This is a genomic window from Sphingomonas sp. DG1-23, assembly GCF_030730875.1.
GTDB lineage: Bacteria > Pseudomonadota > Alphaproteobacteria > Sphingomonadales > Sphingomonadaceae > Sphingomonas.
On the sequence record NZ_JAVAMA010000003.1, the window covers coordinates 348,344 to 362,778 of the forward strand.

The 14,435-nt window shown below is 67.5% G+C and carries 12 protein-coding genes; 1 reads left to right on the plus strand and 11 read right to left on the minus strand.

Annotation, left to right across the window (positions count from 1 at the left end; all coding sequences use genetic code 11):
* Positions 1 to 40: 40 nt before the first annotated feature.
* The 9 genes from Q9Q95_RS07260 to Q9Q95_RS07300 all read right to left on the minus strand — a co-directional run bounded on the left by Q9Q95_RS07260 (position 41) and on the right by Q9Q95_RS07300 (position 11,239).
* Entirely contained in the window at positions 41 to 229 is a 189-nt protein-coding gene (locus Q9Q95_RS07260) for a hypothetical protein (protein WP_306095442.1), read from the minus strand.
* Complete coding sequence (locus tag Q9Q95_RS07265; RefSeq protein ID WP_306095444.1) at positions 226 to 3,306, minus strand: efflux RND transporter permease subunit; 3,081 nt, start codon at positions 3,304 to 3,306, stop codon at positions 226 to 228. Before Q9Q95_RS07265 ends, Q9Q95_RS07260 begins: the two co-directional genes overlap by 4 nt.
* Positions 3,303 to 4,424, minus strand: coding sequence for an efflux RND transporter periplasmic adaptor subunit (locus Q9Q95_RS07270; protein ID WP_306095447.1), 1,122 nt, complete (start codon positions 4,422 to 4,424; stop codon positions 3,303 to 3,305). The genes Q9Q95_RS07265 and Q9Q95_RS07270 overlap by 4 nt, the downstream gene beginning before the upstream one ends.
* Positions 4,421 to 5,893, minus strand: coding sequence for an efflux transporter outer membrane subunit (locus Q9Q95_RS07275; protein ID WP_306095449.1), 1,473 nt, complete (start codon positions 5,891 to 5,893; stop codon positions 4,421 to 4,423). The genes Q9Q95_RS07270 and Q9Q95_RS07275 overlap by 4 nt, the downstream gene beginning before the upstream one ends.
* A 125-nt stretch (positions 5,894 to 6,018) precedes the next feature.
* Complete coding sequence (locus Q9Q95_RS07280) at positions 6,019 to 6,843, minus strand: MipA/OmpV family protein (protein WP_306095451.1); 825 nt, start codon at positions 6,841 to 6,843, stop codon at positions 6,019 to 6,021.
* Positions 6,844 to 6,877: 34 nt separating this feature from the next.
* A complete protein-coding gene (locus Q9Q95_RS07285; protein WP_306095452.1) occupies positions 6,878 to 7,246 on the minus strand; it encodes a hypothetical protein in 369 nt (122 codons plus the stop codon).
* Positions 7,247 to 7,370: 124 nt separating this feature from the next.
* Positions 7,371 to 9,731 carry a TonB-dependent receptor gene (locus Q9Q95_RS07290; protein ID WP_306095454.1) on the minus strand — a complete coding sequence of 787 codons (2,361 nt, stop codon included), beginning with the start codon at positions 9,729 to 9,731 and terminating at the stop codon, positions 7,371 to 7,373.
* A complete protein-coding gene (locus Q9Q95_RS07295) occupies positions 9,718 to 10,683 on the minus strand; it encodes a FecR domain-containing protein (RefSeq protein WP_306095456.1) in 966 nt (321 codons plus the stop codon). The genes Q9Q95_RS07290 and Q9Q95_RS07295 overlap by 14 nt, the downstream gene beginning before the upstream one ends.
* Positions 10,673 to 11,239, minus strand: a complete 567-nt coding sequence (locus tag Q9Q95_RS07300; protein WP_306095458.1) for an RNA polymerase sigma factor — start codon at positions 11,237 to 11,239, stop codon at positions 10,673 to 10,675. The genes Q9Q95_RS07295 and Q9Q95_RS07300 overlap by 11 nt, the downstream gene beginning before the upstream one ends.
* A gap of 475 nt (positions 11,240 to 11,714) precedes the next feature.
* On the opposite strand from Q9Q95_RS07300, the gene Q9Q95_RS07305 reads away from it, so the two are divergent.
* On the plus strand, positions 11,715 to 12,599 hold the full coding sequence (locus Q9Q95_RS07305) for a DUF3313 domain-containing protein (RefSeq protein ID WP_306095461.1): 885 nt from the start codon (positions 11,715 to 11,717) through the stop codon (positions 12,597 to 12,599).
* 182 nt (positions 12,600 to 12,781) lie between these two features.
* Here Q9Q95_RS07305 and Q9Q95_RS07310 read toward each other — a convergent pair whose 3' ends face one another.
* Together Q9Q95_RS07310 and Q9Q95_RS07315 are read right to left on the minus strand one after the other, a co-directional pair.
* A complete protein-coding gene (locus tag Q9Q95_RS07310; protein WP_306095462.1) occupies positions 12,782 to 13,375 on the minus strand; it encodes a hypothetical protein in 594 nt (197 codons plus the stop codon).
* Positions 13,376 to 13,457: 82 nt separating this feature from the next.
* Positions 13,458 to 14,387 (minus strand): formylglycine-generating enzyme family protein, encoded by a 930-nt coding sequence (locus Q9Q95_RS07315; protein WP_306095591.1) that lies wholly within the window; start codon positions 14,385 to 14,387, stop codon positions 13,458 to 13,460.
* Positions 14,388 to 14,435 lie beyond the last annotated feature (48 nt).

Below are 14,435 nucleotides of genomic sequence, written 5' to 3' on the forward strand. Positions count from 1 at the left end.
CGATTGTACGAAGGATCGCAAGGATCCGGCTTCCGCGAGCTCATCGGCGCCGCGTGAACGAAGCCCGAATCGCGAGGACGAGCAGCAGGGTCAAGGCCGCCGCCATCGCGCCAAGCTGTGCGGAACGCAATTCCCGCGCGACCGACACCGCGATCTCGACGAGTATGAGCAAGCCGGCGAGCCACAGCAGCGCCCAGCCGAAGCGAAATGCTCCGTGTTTCACGGTCAAGTGCGGCCGCCTTCGGGTCGCGGTTCGGGCTCCGGCCGGTGCGCGCGAAGCCCGGCAAAGGCGCGTCGCAATCGCCGCTCGAACCCGTCCACGAAGGTGAACACCACCGGCACTACCAGCAGGCTGAGGAAGGTCGAGGTGAGCAGCCCTCCGATCACGGCGATCGCCATCGGCTGGCGGAAGCTGGCATCGGCGCCGAAGCCGAGCGCGATGGGCGCCATTCCGGCGATCATCGCGACCGTCGTCATGATGATCGGGCGCGCGCGCATCCGACAGGCGTCCAGCAGCGCGTCGGTACGCGACAGTCCCCGCTCGGCAATGCCGAGGATCGCATATTCGACCAGCAGGATCGAGTTCTTGGTGACGATCCCCATCAGCATGACCAGTCCGATCATCGCCGGCAGATCGAGCGCGCTGCCGGCCAGCAGCAGCGCCACGAACGCGCCGCCCACCGAAAGCGGGATCGCGGACAATATCGTGATCGGCTGGAGGAAGTCCTTGAACAGCAGCACCAGCACGCAAAAGATGCACAGGATCCCGGCGACCAGCGCAGTGGCGAACCCGAGCGCGATCTCCTCGCCGATCTCCGCGCCGCCGGCAGGGTCCAGCACCACGCCGGACGGCATGGCGGTGATGGCGGGAAGCGCGTTGATCCGCGCCAGCGCGTCGCCCTGCGCCATGCCGTTCAGGTCCGCCGTGATGGTGATGTAGCGCTCGCGATCGTAGCGATCGATCTGCGACGGCCCGCTTTCGATCGCGATGTCGGCGACGCTCGCCAACGGCACCGGCCCATCGCGCCCGGCGACGCGCAAATTGCCGAGCGTCTCCAGATTCCGACGTGCTTCGTCGGCGATCCGGGTGCGGATGAACAATTGCCGGTTGTCCAGATTGAGCCGCGCCACTTGCGCGTCGAAATCGCCGCTCGTCGCGATCCGGACGACTTCGCCGATCGCATCCGTGGTGACGCCGCGTTCGGCCGCGCGCTGGAGATCCGGCCGGATCACGATCTCGGGCCGGTCGAGGCTTGCCGTCGAAGCGATGTTGGACAGGCTCCCGACTTCCCGCAATTCGCGTTCGAGGCGCTGGGCGGTTGCCGCCAGCGCGCGTGAATCGCTGCCGGCGAGGATCAGGTCCAGCCGCGCGGTGCCGTCGCCCACGGTAAAGCGTGCGCCGGGCACTTTGGCGAGACGTTCGCGGACGAGGGTTTCTATCTCGGACTTGGAGGGCCGCGATCCGCGCGGGGCCAGCAGCAGCGTCGACGACGCCAGGCGGACTCCGCTGGCATCGTCTCCGTCGCTTCCCGCCTGCCCGACCGTCGTGAAGACGTTCTCGACCCCAGTGATGTCCTTGACCGCCAGGCGAACCTCCTCCGCCAGAGCGACGGTCGTGCCGAGCGCGGCGCCCGGCGGGAGCTCGATCGAGAGTTCGGTGGTGCTGCGGTCGTCTGCGGGCAGGAATCCGGTCGGGATCAGCGGCAGCAGCGCGACCGACGCAGCGAGAAAGGCGAGCGTGGCCGCGATGGTGGCCTTGGGGTGGCCGAGGCACCATCGCACCGCGGCGAGATATGGGCGCATGAGCCGCTGGTTCTCGGGCTCGGGCGCCGCATCTCCCTTCAGGAGATAGGCGGCCATCATCGGGGTCAGCAGGCGTGCGACCAGCAGCGACGCGAGCACCGCAATCACCGCCGTCCAGCCGAAAGGTTTGAAGATGAGCCCGGCAAAACCGGACATCATCGCAGTCGGCAGGAACACCGCGACCAGCGTCATCGTCGTCGCGATCACTGCCTTGGCGATCTCGGCCACGGCTTCCTCGGTCGCCGCCATCACCGGTTTGCCCATGCGCCGATGCCGCTCGATATTCTCCACCTCGACGATCGCGTCGTCGACGAGGATCCCGACCACTGCTGCAAGGGCGAGCAAAGTCAGCGTGTTGAGCGAATAGCCGAGCCACTGCATCGCGGCGAAGGTCGGCAGGATCGAAAGCGGCAATGCGGTCGCGGCGATCAGCGTCGCCCGCCAATCGCGCAGGAACAGCCAGACCACGAGGATCGCGAGAAGCGCGCCCTCGTAGAGCATCGCCATCGAGCCTTCATATTGCTCCACGGTGTAATCGACCGACCCGCCGACCGGCGTCAGCGTGAGACCCGGGTTGCGGCTCTTGAGCTGGTCGAGCGCCGCGGTGACGCCGTTCGCCACCTCGGTCTCCCCAGCCCCGCGCGCGCGATAGACGCGGAAGCCGATCACCGGCTTCCCGTTCAGCGACGCGGCCTGGATGCGTTCGCCGGCGCCGTCGTTGATCGTCGCGACCTGATCGAGCCGCAGCCGCCGTCCATCGGTCAATACGATCGGCAGCGCCGCCAATTCCGAGGCCTGACCGACGATCGCGACCGTCCGGATCGCCTGCTCGGCGCCGCCTAATTGGGTGCGGCCACCCGACGATTGCTGCTGTGCCTCGCGCAGCGCACGCGAGACCTCGCCCGCCGTGACGCCGAGCGCTACCAGACGCGCAGGGTCGACGGTCACGCGTACCTCGCGCTGGATGCCGCCGAGGCGTTCGACCCGCCCGACGCCGGGAACCGAACGGACCGCCTTGGTCAGGCTGTCGTCGACGAACCACGAGAGCTCCGCCTCGTCCAGCCCGGGCGACGCGATCGCATAGACCAGAACCGGCGCCGCGGCGAAAGTAACCGCGCTGACGGTGGGCTGCAGCATGTCGGCCGGCAAGTCCGAGCGGATGCCGTCCATCGCGTCCTTGGTCTGGATGAGCGCGTCGGACAGCGGCTTGTCCAGTTCGAACGCCGCCTCGATCCGCACGACGCCGTCGGTGATCGAAGTGGTGACGTGCCGCAGCCCGTCCAGCGCCGCGAGCGCGTCCTCGGCCTTCCGCGCGACCTCGGTCTCGAGCTGCGCCGGGGTGGCGCCCGGAAGCGCCGCGACGACCGAGACCGACGGCAGCGTCATGTCGGGCAGATCCTGCACCGCCAGCATGCCGAACCCGCGAATGCCCGCGATGGTCAGCAGCACGAACAACAGGATCGACGGGATCGGATTGCGGATCGACCATGCCGCGAAGTTCATCGCCCGGCCCCACGCGCATCGGCAATGCGGACGACATCGCCGTTGTTGAGGAACCCCGCGCCCTTGAGGACCAGCCGCTCGCCTCCCCCGAGACCCCGCAGGATCTCCACCGTATCGCCGTCGCGTCTGCCGGTGGTCACGCCGCGCAGGACGACCTGCGGGGCCGCGGCCGTTCCGGCGACTTGCATGACATAGCTGCGTCCGTCGCGGATCACGACGCATTCCGCCGGCACGGCCAGCGCCGGCGACTCCCCGAAGGCGATCTCCCCGGTCACGTACATTCCCGCCCGCGCCCGGCTGCCCGGCACGAGATCGGCATAGACGATGGCGAGGCGCGAGCCGGCATCGAGCGCCGGCGCGGTCTGGCGAATCACCGCGCTCGCATTGCTCCCGTCGGGCAGCGCCAGCGCGATCCGCTGCCCCGCAGTGACGGCATTGAGTTGCGCGGCGGTGAGTTCGCCGCGCCATTCGAGCCGATTCTTGCGGATCATCCGGAACAGTTCCTGCCCGGACGGCACGACCGCCCCCAACGTGGCGGCCCGCGCAGTGATCACGCCATCGTCCGGCGCCAGAACCAGGGTGTAGCGCAGCTCGAGCCGCTTGGCGGCGAGCAGCGCCGACGCGGTCTTCGCTTCGGTCGCGAACTGGAGCACTTCCTGGTCGCTGATCGCGCCGTTGGCCTGCAGCCCCTTCGCGCGCCGGTCATTCGCTTCCGCCTGCGCGTGACGCGCAAGCAATTGCGTCTCCTCGGCGCGGAGCAACGCAGGGTTGATCCGGGCAAGGACGTCGCCGCGCCTGACCTGGTCGCCGACATTCACCCGCACCTCGATCAGTTGATAGCTGCCGATCTGGGTGCCGATGCTCGCTTCCTGCCACGGCGCGATGACGCCCGACGCGGTCAGGCGCTGCGGAAGGGTCACGCGCTTCGGCGTGACCACGGTGACGGTCAGCTTGGGTCGCGGTGCGGTCGGAGCAGTTTGCGGCTCCTGTGGCCAGAACAAATACGCACCGATGCCGAGCACCGCGAGAAAGACCGCGATCGCGATCACGCGCCGGACGATCGGCCTTTGCGGAGGTGTCGCGGACTGCCGTTCACCCATATTCATCGCGTCGCTCATCGACGACCATTCCCGTTTCCAGAGCCAATAGTGTCGCCCGGCGCGCTTTCGGCGCCGGGCTCGATGGGGGGCGCCTGCCAAGGCGTCCCGGTTCGTCGCACCAGCGCGACCCATGCCCGTGCCCGGTCGGCCGAGGCGACCACTGCGCTCTCCTGTGCCCGGTTCGACTGGCGGCGGGCTTCCTCGAGTTCGAGCTGCGCGATCGAACCGGCGCGCCAGCGGGCCTCGCTGGCCGAAAGCGTGAATTGCGCCGCCGCGAGTGCGTCGCGCGAGGTCTCCATGCGGGCGGCGGCCGATTGCTGCGCAGCCAGGGCGTCTTCGACGTCCCGAACCGCCGTCCGCACGGCAAAGACGAGCTGCGCCACTGCTTCGCGGTACGACGCCTCGGCGAGCCGGACGTTCGCCGCGCCTGCGCCGCCGTCGAAGAGCGGCGCCGTCAATCCAGCGCCGATCGAGCCGTTGGCCCAGGAATCGCTCGATCCGAGCGCGCGGAGCCACTGCCCGGTGAGCAGCGCCGTCAGGTCGATCCGCGGCAGCCGTTCGGCGCGGGCCACTGCGATCTCGGACCACCGCGCAGCCACTTCGCGCTCGGCCGCGACCACGCCGGCATGCCGGAGCAGGATCGTCGCCGGCAGCGCCGGCACGAAGGGCGGCGGTGCTGGCATGTTCCCGTCGTCCTGCGCAGTGCCCCTCGGCAAAAGCCGGGAGATCGTCGCGGCATCCAGACCGGACAGCGCCACCAGCGCGTCGACGTGGCGCCTGCAGGATTCCTCCTGCGCGATCCGCTCGGTCCGCACCGAGGCCAGATTGCTCCTTGCCGTGGCGACCGCGACCGGCGCGACATAGCCGAATGCCAGCCGCGCCTCGATGATCCTGAGTTCGACTTCGCGCGAGCCGATGTCGCGCTCGCGGATTCCGTGGACGAGATTGCACGCGCGAAGCGCCAGAACCGTATCCGCTATCTCCGCGACGATCGACAGACGCGCGGCCTCGGCGTCGGCGGTGCGGGCGGTCAGCCGGTGCCGTGCCGCAGTCGCGGTCTCGCGGAGCCGGCCCCAGAGATCGAGCTCCCATGCCAGATTGGCACCGATATTGGCCGAGGCCTGGGCCACCGTCGCGGTGCCTGAACCGGTCCGGTCCTTCACGCCCGATACGTTCGCCGTGACACCGACGCTCGGCTTGCGGCGTGCATTCTCGACCGTCGCTGCCGCCCGCGCCTGATCGACGCGCGCCGCCGCCTCGGCGAGCGTCGGATTGTCGCGCAGACCGGCCGCCACGAGCCGGTCGACGGCAGGATCGCCCAGCAGCGTCCACCACCCCTCGCGCTCGATCACGGGCTGCGCCGTCTCGGCGGGGGCATTGCGCCATTCTCCCGGAAGATCGAGCGGCGGGCGCTGATATGCGGGTTGCAACGCACACCCGCCGACCAATGCGACGGGCATCAACACGAAACCGGAAAACCATCTCACCAGAAAAGAACTCCGCGCATCGGCATGTTGAAAGACGGGCGAGAGCCTCGGTCGTCCGGATGCATCATCAGGCCGGAAAGGGGGGCGCCCCGCGAGGGGGGAAACGGGGCGCCCCGGACAGCCGCTCAGAAGTTGTAGCTGACGAACCCGATGCCGTAGGGCTGCGTCTTCCGCTTCACGATCGGGCTGTCCTTGACGTCGCCGAGCAGGGTCGTGACGCCGCCCACGACGCCGACGCCGATCCGATCGGTCAGGCGATATTGCAGGCCGAGATCGGCCTTCGCATCGATGAAGCCGCTTCCCGCGCGAAATTGCGACAGGCCCGATGCCAGCGACTGTTGCGCATTGACGCCAAAATAGCGGTTATTGTGCTTTCGATCGCCATAGGTCGTCCCAATCGACGGGTTCAGCATCAATTTCTCGCCGAGCATCACCGGATAGGACAGGCTCGCGTCGACCAGCATGCCCTTGGTGCTGCCGGCGACGATCTTGGTGGCGCCGAGCGTCGCCTCGAACCCGAACTGGCGGAGTTTCACGAAGCCGCGCGCGCCCAGCCCCATCGAAAGCTTGCCAATGCCCGCCGGCGCGTCCTTCTTGCGGTATCCGTCGGCGGGGGTGAGACCGACGCCCACGGTCACGTTCTCGCTGTCGAACAGATTGGCGCCGATCCCGTCCTGAAAGTTGACGAAGAAGCGATCGATCTTGATGTCGATCGCCGGGAGCGGCTGGAATCGATATTTATTCGACCCCCGATATGCTGGCATATAGGCGGCGCCGGCACCGATCGAGATATGATCTCCGTCCTGCTCCTGCCCGCCGCCTTCGGCCTGGATCGGCACCGCCGCCTCGGCCTCGGCCGGAATCTGTGTCTGCGCGAGCGCGGCGGCGGACCAGAAGAGCGGCACGGCCATGATTGCTGCGCCACCGGTCATCATCGTCGTAAGTTTCATGAATAATCCCAACAAGTTGATTGTTTCTGCCAGTTCAATTCCAGCTGACCGCCGGGAAGCAGCTTCCATCGAAGACGAAGAGATTTCCCTCGGGCCCGGACTTCGCGCGCCGATGCTGCCGCGACGGGTCGACCAGATCGTCGATCTCCTGGATCTTCGAATTGTCGAAGCCGGCTTCGTGGAGCTGTTCACGCTCCGCCTCGACCCGGGCGGCCCCGTGCACCCGGCGGAGGATCGCGTAGCGCCGCAGCGCCTCGAGCCGCGGATTGGCGAGCGGCAGCGGACCGGTCGGCAGCCCGAGGATCCAGCCGCGCTTGCGACTATTGGGCCGCAGGCTCGAGATGGGGTCGGCGCGCGACAATGCGACCACCGCCCTTTCGAGCGGCGTCAGTTTTTCGGACATCAGGGCTTTCTCCTTCCTGCCCTGAGACACCGACAGATCGGGGGACCCTCACCAAAAATGTGGGGCTTTTTGTTCGCCCTTGCAGAAAGGGAGGAATTCGGCCCGCGCGTTGCGGCGCCGGCGCTCAGAAGCGCGCGTCGAACCCCAGCCGGACGGTGCGCGGCCGGAGCGGCGTGATCTGGTTTTGCCGGCTCAATCCGAAAGGATTGCCGAACGCGAAGGTGTTTGCCCGCGCGTCCGCGATATTGGCGACATCCAGCGAGATACCGAAGCGCGCGAAGTCGATCCGGGCGCCGAGGCCGCCGACGAGATACTGGCCCTGGGTCACGTCCATGGGCGGAGTCGCACCCAGATGCGATCGTCCGACATAGTGCGCGGTTGCCTCGGCGGTCAGCGTGGCATCGCGCCCCAGATCGAACCGCCATGCGCTGCCGATCCGGATGCCGTCTCTCGGGATGTTCGGCAGCGTGATCTCATCGGGGTTCGTCACTGCCGGATCCGTGCCGACCACCTTGCTGTCGTTCAGGAAGGCGGCGGCCGTCAGCGTCCAGGCCGACGATGCCCGCCATGTCAGCTCACCGTCCAGCCCATAGATCCGGCCGCTGCCGATATTGGCGGTGGTGGGGAGGCCCGAACTGTCGACGAGGTCGGCCTGGACATGGTTCCAGTCGACGGCGAAGATCGCCGCGCGGATGGACAGCCGGTCCCGGGCCTTGTCCCGCCAGCGAATGCCGAGCTCGATCTGGCTGAGGTCGTCGGCCTCGAATTCCTGGCTCTCGGTGACCGAACCCGACGCCACCGCGAACCCGCCCGGGCGAAATCCCTGCTGGTAATGCAGGAAGGCCGACAGCGACGGCGACAAATGCCAATCGAGCGCCACGCTCCCCGCGAAGCGCAGGCGCGCGCGCGACGATTCCCCTTCTCCGCCACTGACGTCGTCGAGCAGCTTTCCCGCGCCGTCGGAGACGGTCAGCCGCCCGCCGCCGGTCACGACCAGTGACGAAGCGATCGGATGCGAAGCCTGTCCGAAGAAGGATATCTCCACTTGCCGGTTGCGCACCCCGGCGATCTGACCCGGATCATCGGGAGACCCCAGGAACCGTGAGAGGCGGCTCACGCTGTAGATACCCGACATGCCCGCCACCCACGGCGTCCGCCGATCGCCGCCCGAAAGCCGCGTTTCGTTGGAAAGGAGCGCGATGTTGTTCTTCTCTTCGAAGCGCCGGGGCGAGGTCGTGCCGTCGGAGCCGGTCGCGTCGAACACCGTCTTCAGATCGTGCCAGACCAGCGATGTCGTCGAGACGAGCTCGTTGCTTCCGAACACCGGGCGCCGGGCAGTGACATAGGCCAGCCGGTAATCATTGCGGAACGGCTGCGCCAGGGCATTGCTGCGCGCGAGCGGCGGATCGCCGCGCAGGACATATTGGCCATCGTCGGTGGTGATGTTCTGGACAACGACCCCGGCATCGATCGTCCATCCCGCCAGATCCTCCATGCGGAACATCAGGCGGTGGCCGAAGCTCAAACTGTCGTTGATGTCGCGCAGATTTCGCGAGGGATCGTCGATATAGCCAGGCTCGCGCGTCCCGTAGACGACGAGGCGGAGCGCCATCCGGCCCTTGGCGAGCGGCAGATTGAGCATTGCCGCAGCGTCGCCCCCCACGCCGCCGAAACGCGTCGCGCTGACGCCGGTGGAAGCGGTCGCATAGGTCTGGTCGCTATCGGGCTCATTGGGGATCAGCCGCACGACGCCGCCCAGCGAGCCGGCGCCGTACAGCGTGCCCTGCGGGCCGGCGAGTATCTCGACCCGTTTCAGATCATAGAGATTGAGGTCCGGATCCGGCGCATTGTAGTTGAGCCGGGCGTCACCGAGATATTGCCCCACTGTCGCTTGGGTCGGGCCGTTGAAGCTGCTGTCCGCGATGCCGCGCACATAGAGCTTGTTGCGGCCCGGACCGAGATTGGTCGAGCCGAGCGTCGGCAGCGTCTCGATCAGCGCAGCCGTCCCGCGCGATCCATTGCGCGAAAGCCAGGCCGGCTCGAAATCGATTATCCTGGCAGAGCCGGGATAGTTGTCGAGCAGGATATTCTGCTTGCTCGCGGTGACGACGATCTCGTCCGGCTCGGCGGGCGGATCGGGCATCGGGACCCTCGCCGGCTTCTGCCTGACCGGGAGCGGCTTCGCGCGCGCCCGGACGATCCTGACGGTGTTCTTGTCGTAGAACACGGCGCCGGCGCCCGTTCCCCGCAACGCCCGCTCCAGCGCGCCACGCACGGAGAACTTGCCGCGGACGCCGGGCGACAGGCGCCGCGCGAGCTCGGGATCGGTGACGGCGACAGTGACGCCCGCCCGTGCGCCGATGGCAGCCGCGACTTCGCCGAGCGGACCCGGCGCGATGTTGAAAGTCTCTGCCCGGGCGGCACCGGCCGCGCCGAGACCGAACGCAATCGCGACGACGGCCGCCGCCCGTCTATTTCCCCGCACTGCCGACCGGTCTCATGATCCACCCGTCAGGCCCCTTGTCGAGGCGCACGTCGAGCGCGCGCTGCAGACGCCGGAGCTGCTCGGGACCGCTGCCGTCGAGAGCGATCGTCCCCGAAAACGGACGATCGGCGAGGCCCGGGGCAACGCTGATGCGGACCTCCAGCGAGCGGCTCAGATCGGCCGCGACCTGCGACAGGCGGGCGCCGGAATAAATGAGCGATCCGCTCTTCCACGAGCCGACCCGCTCCGCCGGAACCCGCGTGACGTCGACGACATCCGAGGAGTCGCGGTCCACCAATGCCTGCCCGGCATCCAGCGACACTGCGCCTTGCCCGGGATTGTAGACGATCTTGCCCTCGGCAACCGCGACCCGAACCTCGCCGGTCTCGTGGACGACATTGAACACCGTACCGGCATCCTCGACGACGTCGTCGCCCACCTCGAGCCGGAAAGGTCTGGCGCTGTCGTGCCGGACCTCGAACAGGGCCTCGCCTTTGGCCAGCGACGCGAAGCGGGGATTCTCGCGGTCGAAGGTCATGCGCGTCGCGCCGTTGAGCGTGACGCGGGTGGCCGGATCCAGCTGGACAACCTGCCGTTCGCCCGGGCGGGTGGCGATCTCGTACCGGCTGGATTCCGCCTGTGGCAGCAGCAGGAACGCCGCGGCAATCGCCGCCGCGAGCCCGCCGCCTGCAAGGCCCCAGCGCCATCCGTTGCCGGCCGGCCGCTCCGGTCGCTCCCCGGTATCGTTCGCCGCGGCGCGGATGATTACGTGCGGCAGCAGCGGCTCGAGCGCGAGATCGGCCTCCTCGACCGCATCATAAGCGGTCGCATGGCGCGGATCCTCCGCGAGCCATTCGGCGAATCCCTCCCAGATTGCGTCGTCGCCATCGCGTAGCCTGATGTGCCACTCGATAGCGCGCGTCTCGATGCTGTCCGGCGTCTCAGATGGCATGGCGGCCTCTTTCCCCAGTGAGACTCCGCCGACCCGGATGATCCTCATTCAATCGAAGCTTCGCGGCCGAAATGGCTTCATACGCCCGTGCGAGATGCTTCTCGACCGCGCTGATGCTGATGCCGAGCTCGCCGGCGATCACGCGCTGCGGCTCCCCGTCGATCCGGAAGCGCTGAAAGATGGTCCGCGTCCTTTCCGGCAAGCCATCCAGAAGCCGCTGCAGGATCGCGAGCTGCTCGCGCGCGATCATCTCGGTCTCGATCGACGGCTGATCGTCCGCTTCGCCGCCGCCGCCATGCGCACTCACCCAATCCTCTTCGCGGCGCTCGCGCCGGCCGGCGGTGCGACGATGCAGCAGGAAATGGTTGTTGGTCATCTTATAGAGATAGGCGCGCGGCTGCGCGACCGGCCCGGACCGCTCGGCGAGCAGCTTGATGTTGACGTCCTGCAGGATGTCCTCCGCCTCGTCGGCCGAAGCCCCGCGTGTCTGGAGAAAGCGCGCCAATGCCGGCCGCAGCTCTGCGAACAGGGGAATGAGACCGCCGCCATTCAACATTTCATGCCCACATTCGGCTTTCGGCAGCGACAATGGATGGACGCCCGCTCATGTCCGTTGATCGCAGGGCCCGGACGACGGCATCACGGCGGGTTCTATTGCATCGCAACCGGAATGACGTCAACGCCGCGCCCGGAGCGCCGCCGCGACCCGCCTCGCGACCTGCACTTCCCGCGATTGTCGAACGGCCTGAGGTGTTGTCCACAACTCCCTGCCGGAACGTACTTTCCGATCGGCTGAGCCGCCGGCCGGCGGTTCGCCGATGAACCGAGCGATGGCTCCCCTGGTGCGGCCCGAGGTCGAAGCTGAAAGCTGCAGATGCGATTCCTGGTGAGGGTTCCCGTCCACCCCGGTGTCTGAGGGAGAGAAGCGCAAACGCTTTCAAACGGACCTCAGGGACAAAAGGGTCGTGGCGCGTGCATCCGCTCTCGCGGGTGCCCGTCGCCTTGCTCAGCAGTGAATTGGGAACTTGCCTATGTTGGATTATCCGCTCGCTGGCGACTTATCCGTCCGCGCCATTATCCATCCCCGCCGCACCGTTCGATCGTTCGTGGCGTGCCTCGCATTATCGTCGCTCGCCGCATGTGCGACACCGCCGATGACCAGAAGCGGCGCCCTCACCTCCTACGACCATCTGGTGCGTAAGAAGGGGCGCACGACCCAATCGCAGGCGCGGGTCAACAAACAGGATCTCCTCGCCGCCAGGACGGTGCGGATCCTGCCTGCCCGGTTCGCCGACGGCGTCGGCACCGACGTGGCGGAGAAGAACCGGAACCTCGTGGCCAATGCCCTCGATCGGTCGCTCTGCCGCAAGCTGAGCAAGCGCTTCGACATCGTAGAGGCAACCGAGCCCGCCGATCTGAGCGTTCGCACCACGATCACGCACATCGGAACGACCAGCAGGATCGCGGCCGGCGCATCGGCGATCGTCGGCTTCATTCCCTCCGCGCTCAGCAGCATCCCGCTGCTCAACCCCCGGGTCCCGGTGGGCCTCGGAAGTCTCACCGTCGAGGCCGAAGCTCTCGACCGGAACGGCGAGCAGGACGCCGCACTGATATGGGCGCGCGGCGCCGACTCCATTCTGAGCACGGCCAGAGTGTCGGAAGTGGGAGATGCCTATGCGCAAGCCGGCGAATTTGGCGACAAGTTCAGCGAAATGCTCATCACCGGCGAAACCTCCCGCGGCGGATTGAAGCTCCCCAGGCTTCCCAAATTCGGCGGCTCGAAGAAAGACGGCGATTGCGGGATCTTCGGTTCGGATCCGGGACTTCTCGGCAAGGTCAGCGAGAATCTGGCGCTGCCGCCTGCGACGGTCGACAAGGGCGCGAAACGGAAGAAAGAAACTCCCCCTGACCAGTGAACCAATCTTTCCGGGTGGCGATACCCCGCCCGGAGAGCGGGGACAGGTCCACGAACGGACCTGCCGCCGGTACCGCTCGTCAGAAGCTGGTCTCGAAGGCCCCGGGCCGCTGACCTCCATGGATGCAGGAGCCCAGGCCCGGGCCGTCGGCTCGATACGGCGAAGCGAGCGGCGGCTATCGATCAGCGCGCGCCATAGGCATTGTTATAGCGGCGATTATAATGATCGATCACCCCCCGCGCCGCGGTTTCGGCACCGAAGGCGACGGGGAAGCGAAAGGCATAATGCATGTCGGGCTGCTGCGCCCCCGGCGTCACGAAGCGCAATTCGAGGATCGACGGCGGCCCGGCGCTCAGCCCCGCCCCCTTCAACTCTGCCAGCGCCACGCGGTGAAAATCGCCATCGACCTGAAGACAGTCGTCGCCGATCACCACTGCAACGACGCGCCTGGGCTTTTCCCTCAGGCGGATCGCGTTGTTCAGCCTTCGCTTGTCACGCTCGGCCTCGCGATCGTCGGCGACGAAGCGCGCCCAGGTCGCGGGATCGATCTGCCAGCGGGCGATGACGCCCTCGCCGGCGTTGAGACGCCGCATCCGCCGCAGGTTCAGCGTCAACAGAATGGCGGCTCCGAGGCCAATTACTGCGATCATGCCGCCGACCACGACCCAGGCGCCTTCTTCCGCGCGGCCGGAGTCGACGAACGGGATGCTGACGGACAGCAATCCCGCCAGCCCTGCGACCAATGTCAGGTTGCGTAACCGCTCCGGATTGCGCATCGCTCGCTCCCGATCTCCCGGTTGTCCCGACGCGCACCATGCGACCGGGCCGGCTGACTGGCAATCCGCCCCCGCCCCGTCGCTATCCGCGCAGGATGCACCGAAAGCCGATATGGCTGGTCGAGGAATCCACCATCTGCGGGTGCCGTGCGGCCGGCCGATAACGCTGGCAGTAATTGGCCGCACATAGATGCGATCCGCCCTTCAGCACCTTTCGCGGAATCCGCATCGCCTGCATCGCCGGATCGAGGCTGCCCCCGCGCGATCCGCCGCGCGGATCCACCTCGATGCCGCCGCAGCACGAAGGCGCCGGCTTTCCCTTGCGCGCACTGCGGGAACGATCGGCATACCAGTCCGCGGTCCATTCCCAGACATTGCCGATCATGTCGACCAGACCATAGCCGTTCGGCGGATAGCTACCCACAGGCGAGGTGCGCTCCCAGCCGTCGAGCAACTGATTGGCGAAGGGAAACAGCCCCTGCCAGTAATTGGCGAGCATCGCGCCGCCGGGCGCCAGTTCGTCACCCCAGGCGAATTCGGCCTCCTCGAGTCCGCCGCGCGCGGCATATTCCCATTCGGCCTCGGTCGGCAGCGATTTGCCCGCCCAGGCGGCATAAGCCTCGGCATCGGCATGGCTGACATGGACGACGGGATGCTCTTCCAGTTCCTCGATCCCGCTGTCGGGGCCCAGCGGATGCCGCCAGTCGGCGCCGGCGAGGAACGACCACCATTGCGAGGGATCGCGAACGTCCACCGGGGTCGCGGTGCGATGGAAGACGAGCGATCCGGCATAAGCCATGCCGTCGAGCATGCCCGGATAATCGGCGGGATCGGGCGCCACCTCGGCCGTGGTGATATGGCCGGTTTCGGCGACGAAGCGGGCGAAGTCGCGATTGGTCACCGGCGCACGGTCGATGCGAAACGGTCCCACCCGCACCTGCCGGCATGGCGCCTCGTCGGCATAGAAGCGTTCCGACCCCATCGTGAACGTGCCGGGCGGCAGCGCGATCATATCATGGGTGGAAATCGGGTTCATGTCGGGGATCGGGCTTGGCGCATT

Coding starts and splice junctions, on each gene's coding strand:
- Q9Q95_RS07265 (WP_306095444.1), bottom strand. CDS start 3,306: ATGAACTTCGCGGCATGGTCGATCCGCAATCCGATCCCGTCGATCCTG.
- Q9Q95_RS07270 (WP_306095447.1), bottom strand. CDS start 4,424: ATGAGCGACGCGATGAATATGGGTGAACGGCAGTCCGCGACACCTCCG.
- Q9Q95_RS07280 (WP_306095451.1), bottom strand. CDS start 6,843: ATGAAACTTACGACGATGATGACCGGTGGCGCAGCAATCATGGCCGTG.
- Q9Q95_RS07285 (WP_306095452.1), bottom strand. CDS start 7,246: ATGTCCGAAAAACTGACGCCGCTCGAAAGGGCGGTGGTCGCATTGTCG.
- Q9Q95_RS07295 (WP_306095456.1), bottom strand. CDS start 10,683: ATGCCATCTGAGACGCCGGACAGCATCGAGACGCGCGCTATCGAGTGG.
- Q9Q95_RS07300 (WP_306095458.1), bottom strand. CDS start 11,239: ATGTTGAATGGCGGCGGTCTCATTCCCCTGTTCGCAGAGCTGCGGCCG.
- Q9Q95_RS07305 (WP_306095461.1), top strand. CDS start 11,715: ATGTTGGATTATCCGCTCGCTGGCGACTTATCCGTCCGCGCCATTATC.
- Q9Q95_RS07310 (WP_306095462.1), bottom strand. CDS start 13,375: ATGCGCAATCCGGAGCGGTTACGCAACCTGACATTGGTCGCAGGGCTG.
- Q9Q95_RS07315 (WP_306095591.1), bottom strand. CDS start 14,387: ATGATCGCGCTGCCGCCCGGCACGTTCACGATGGGGTCGGAACGCTTC.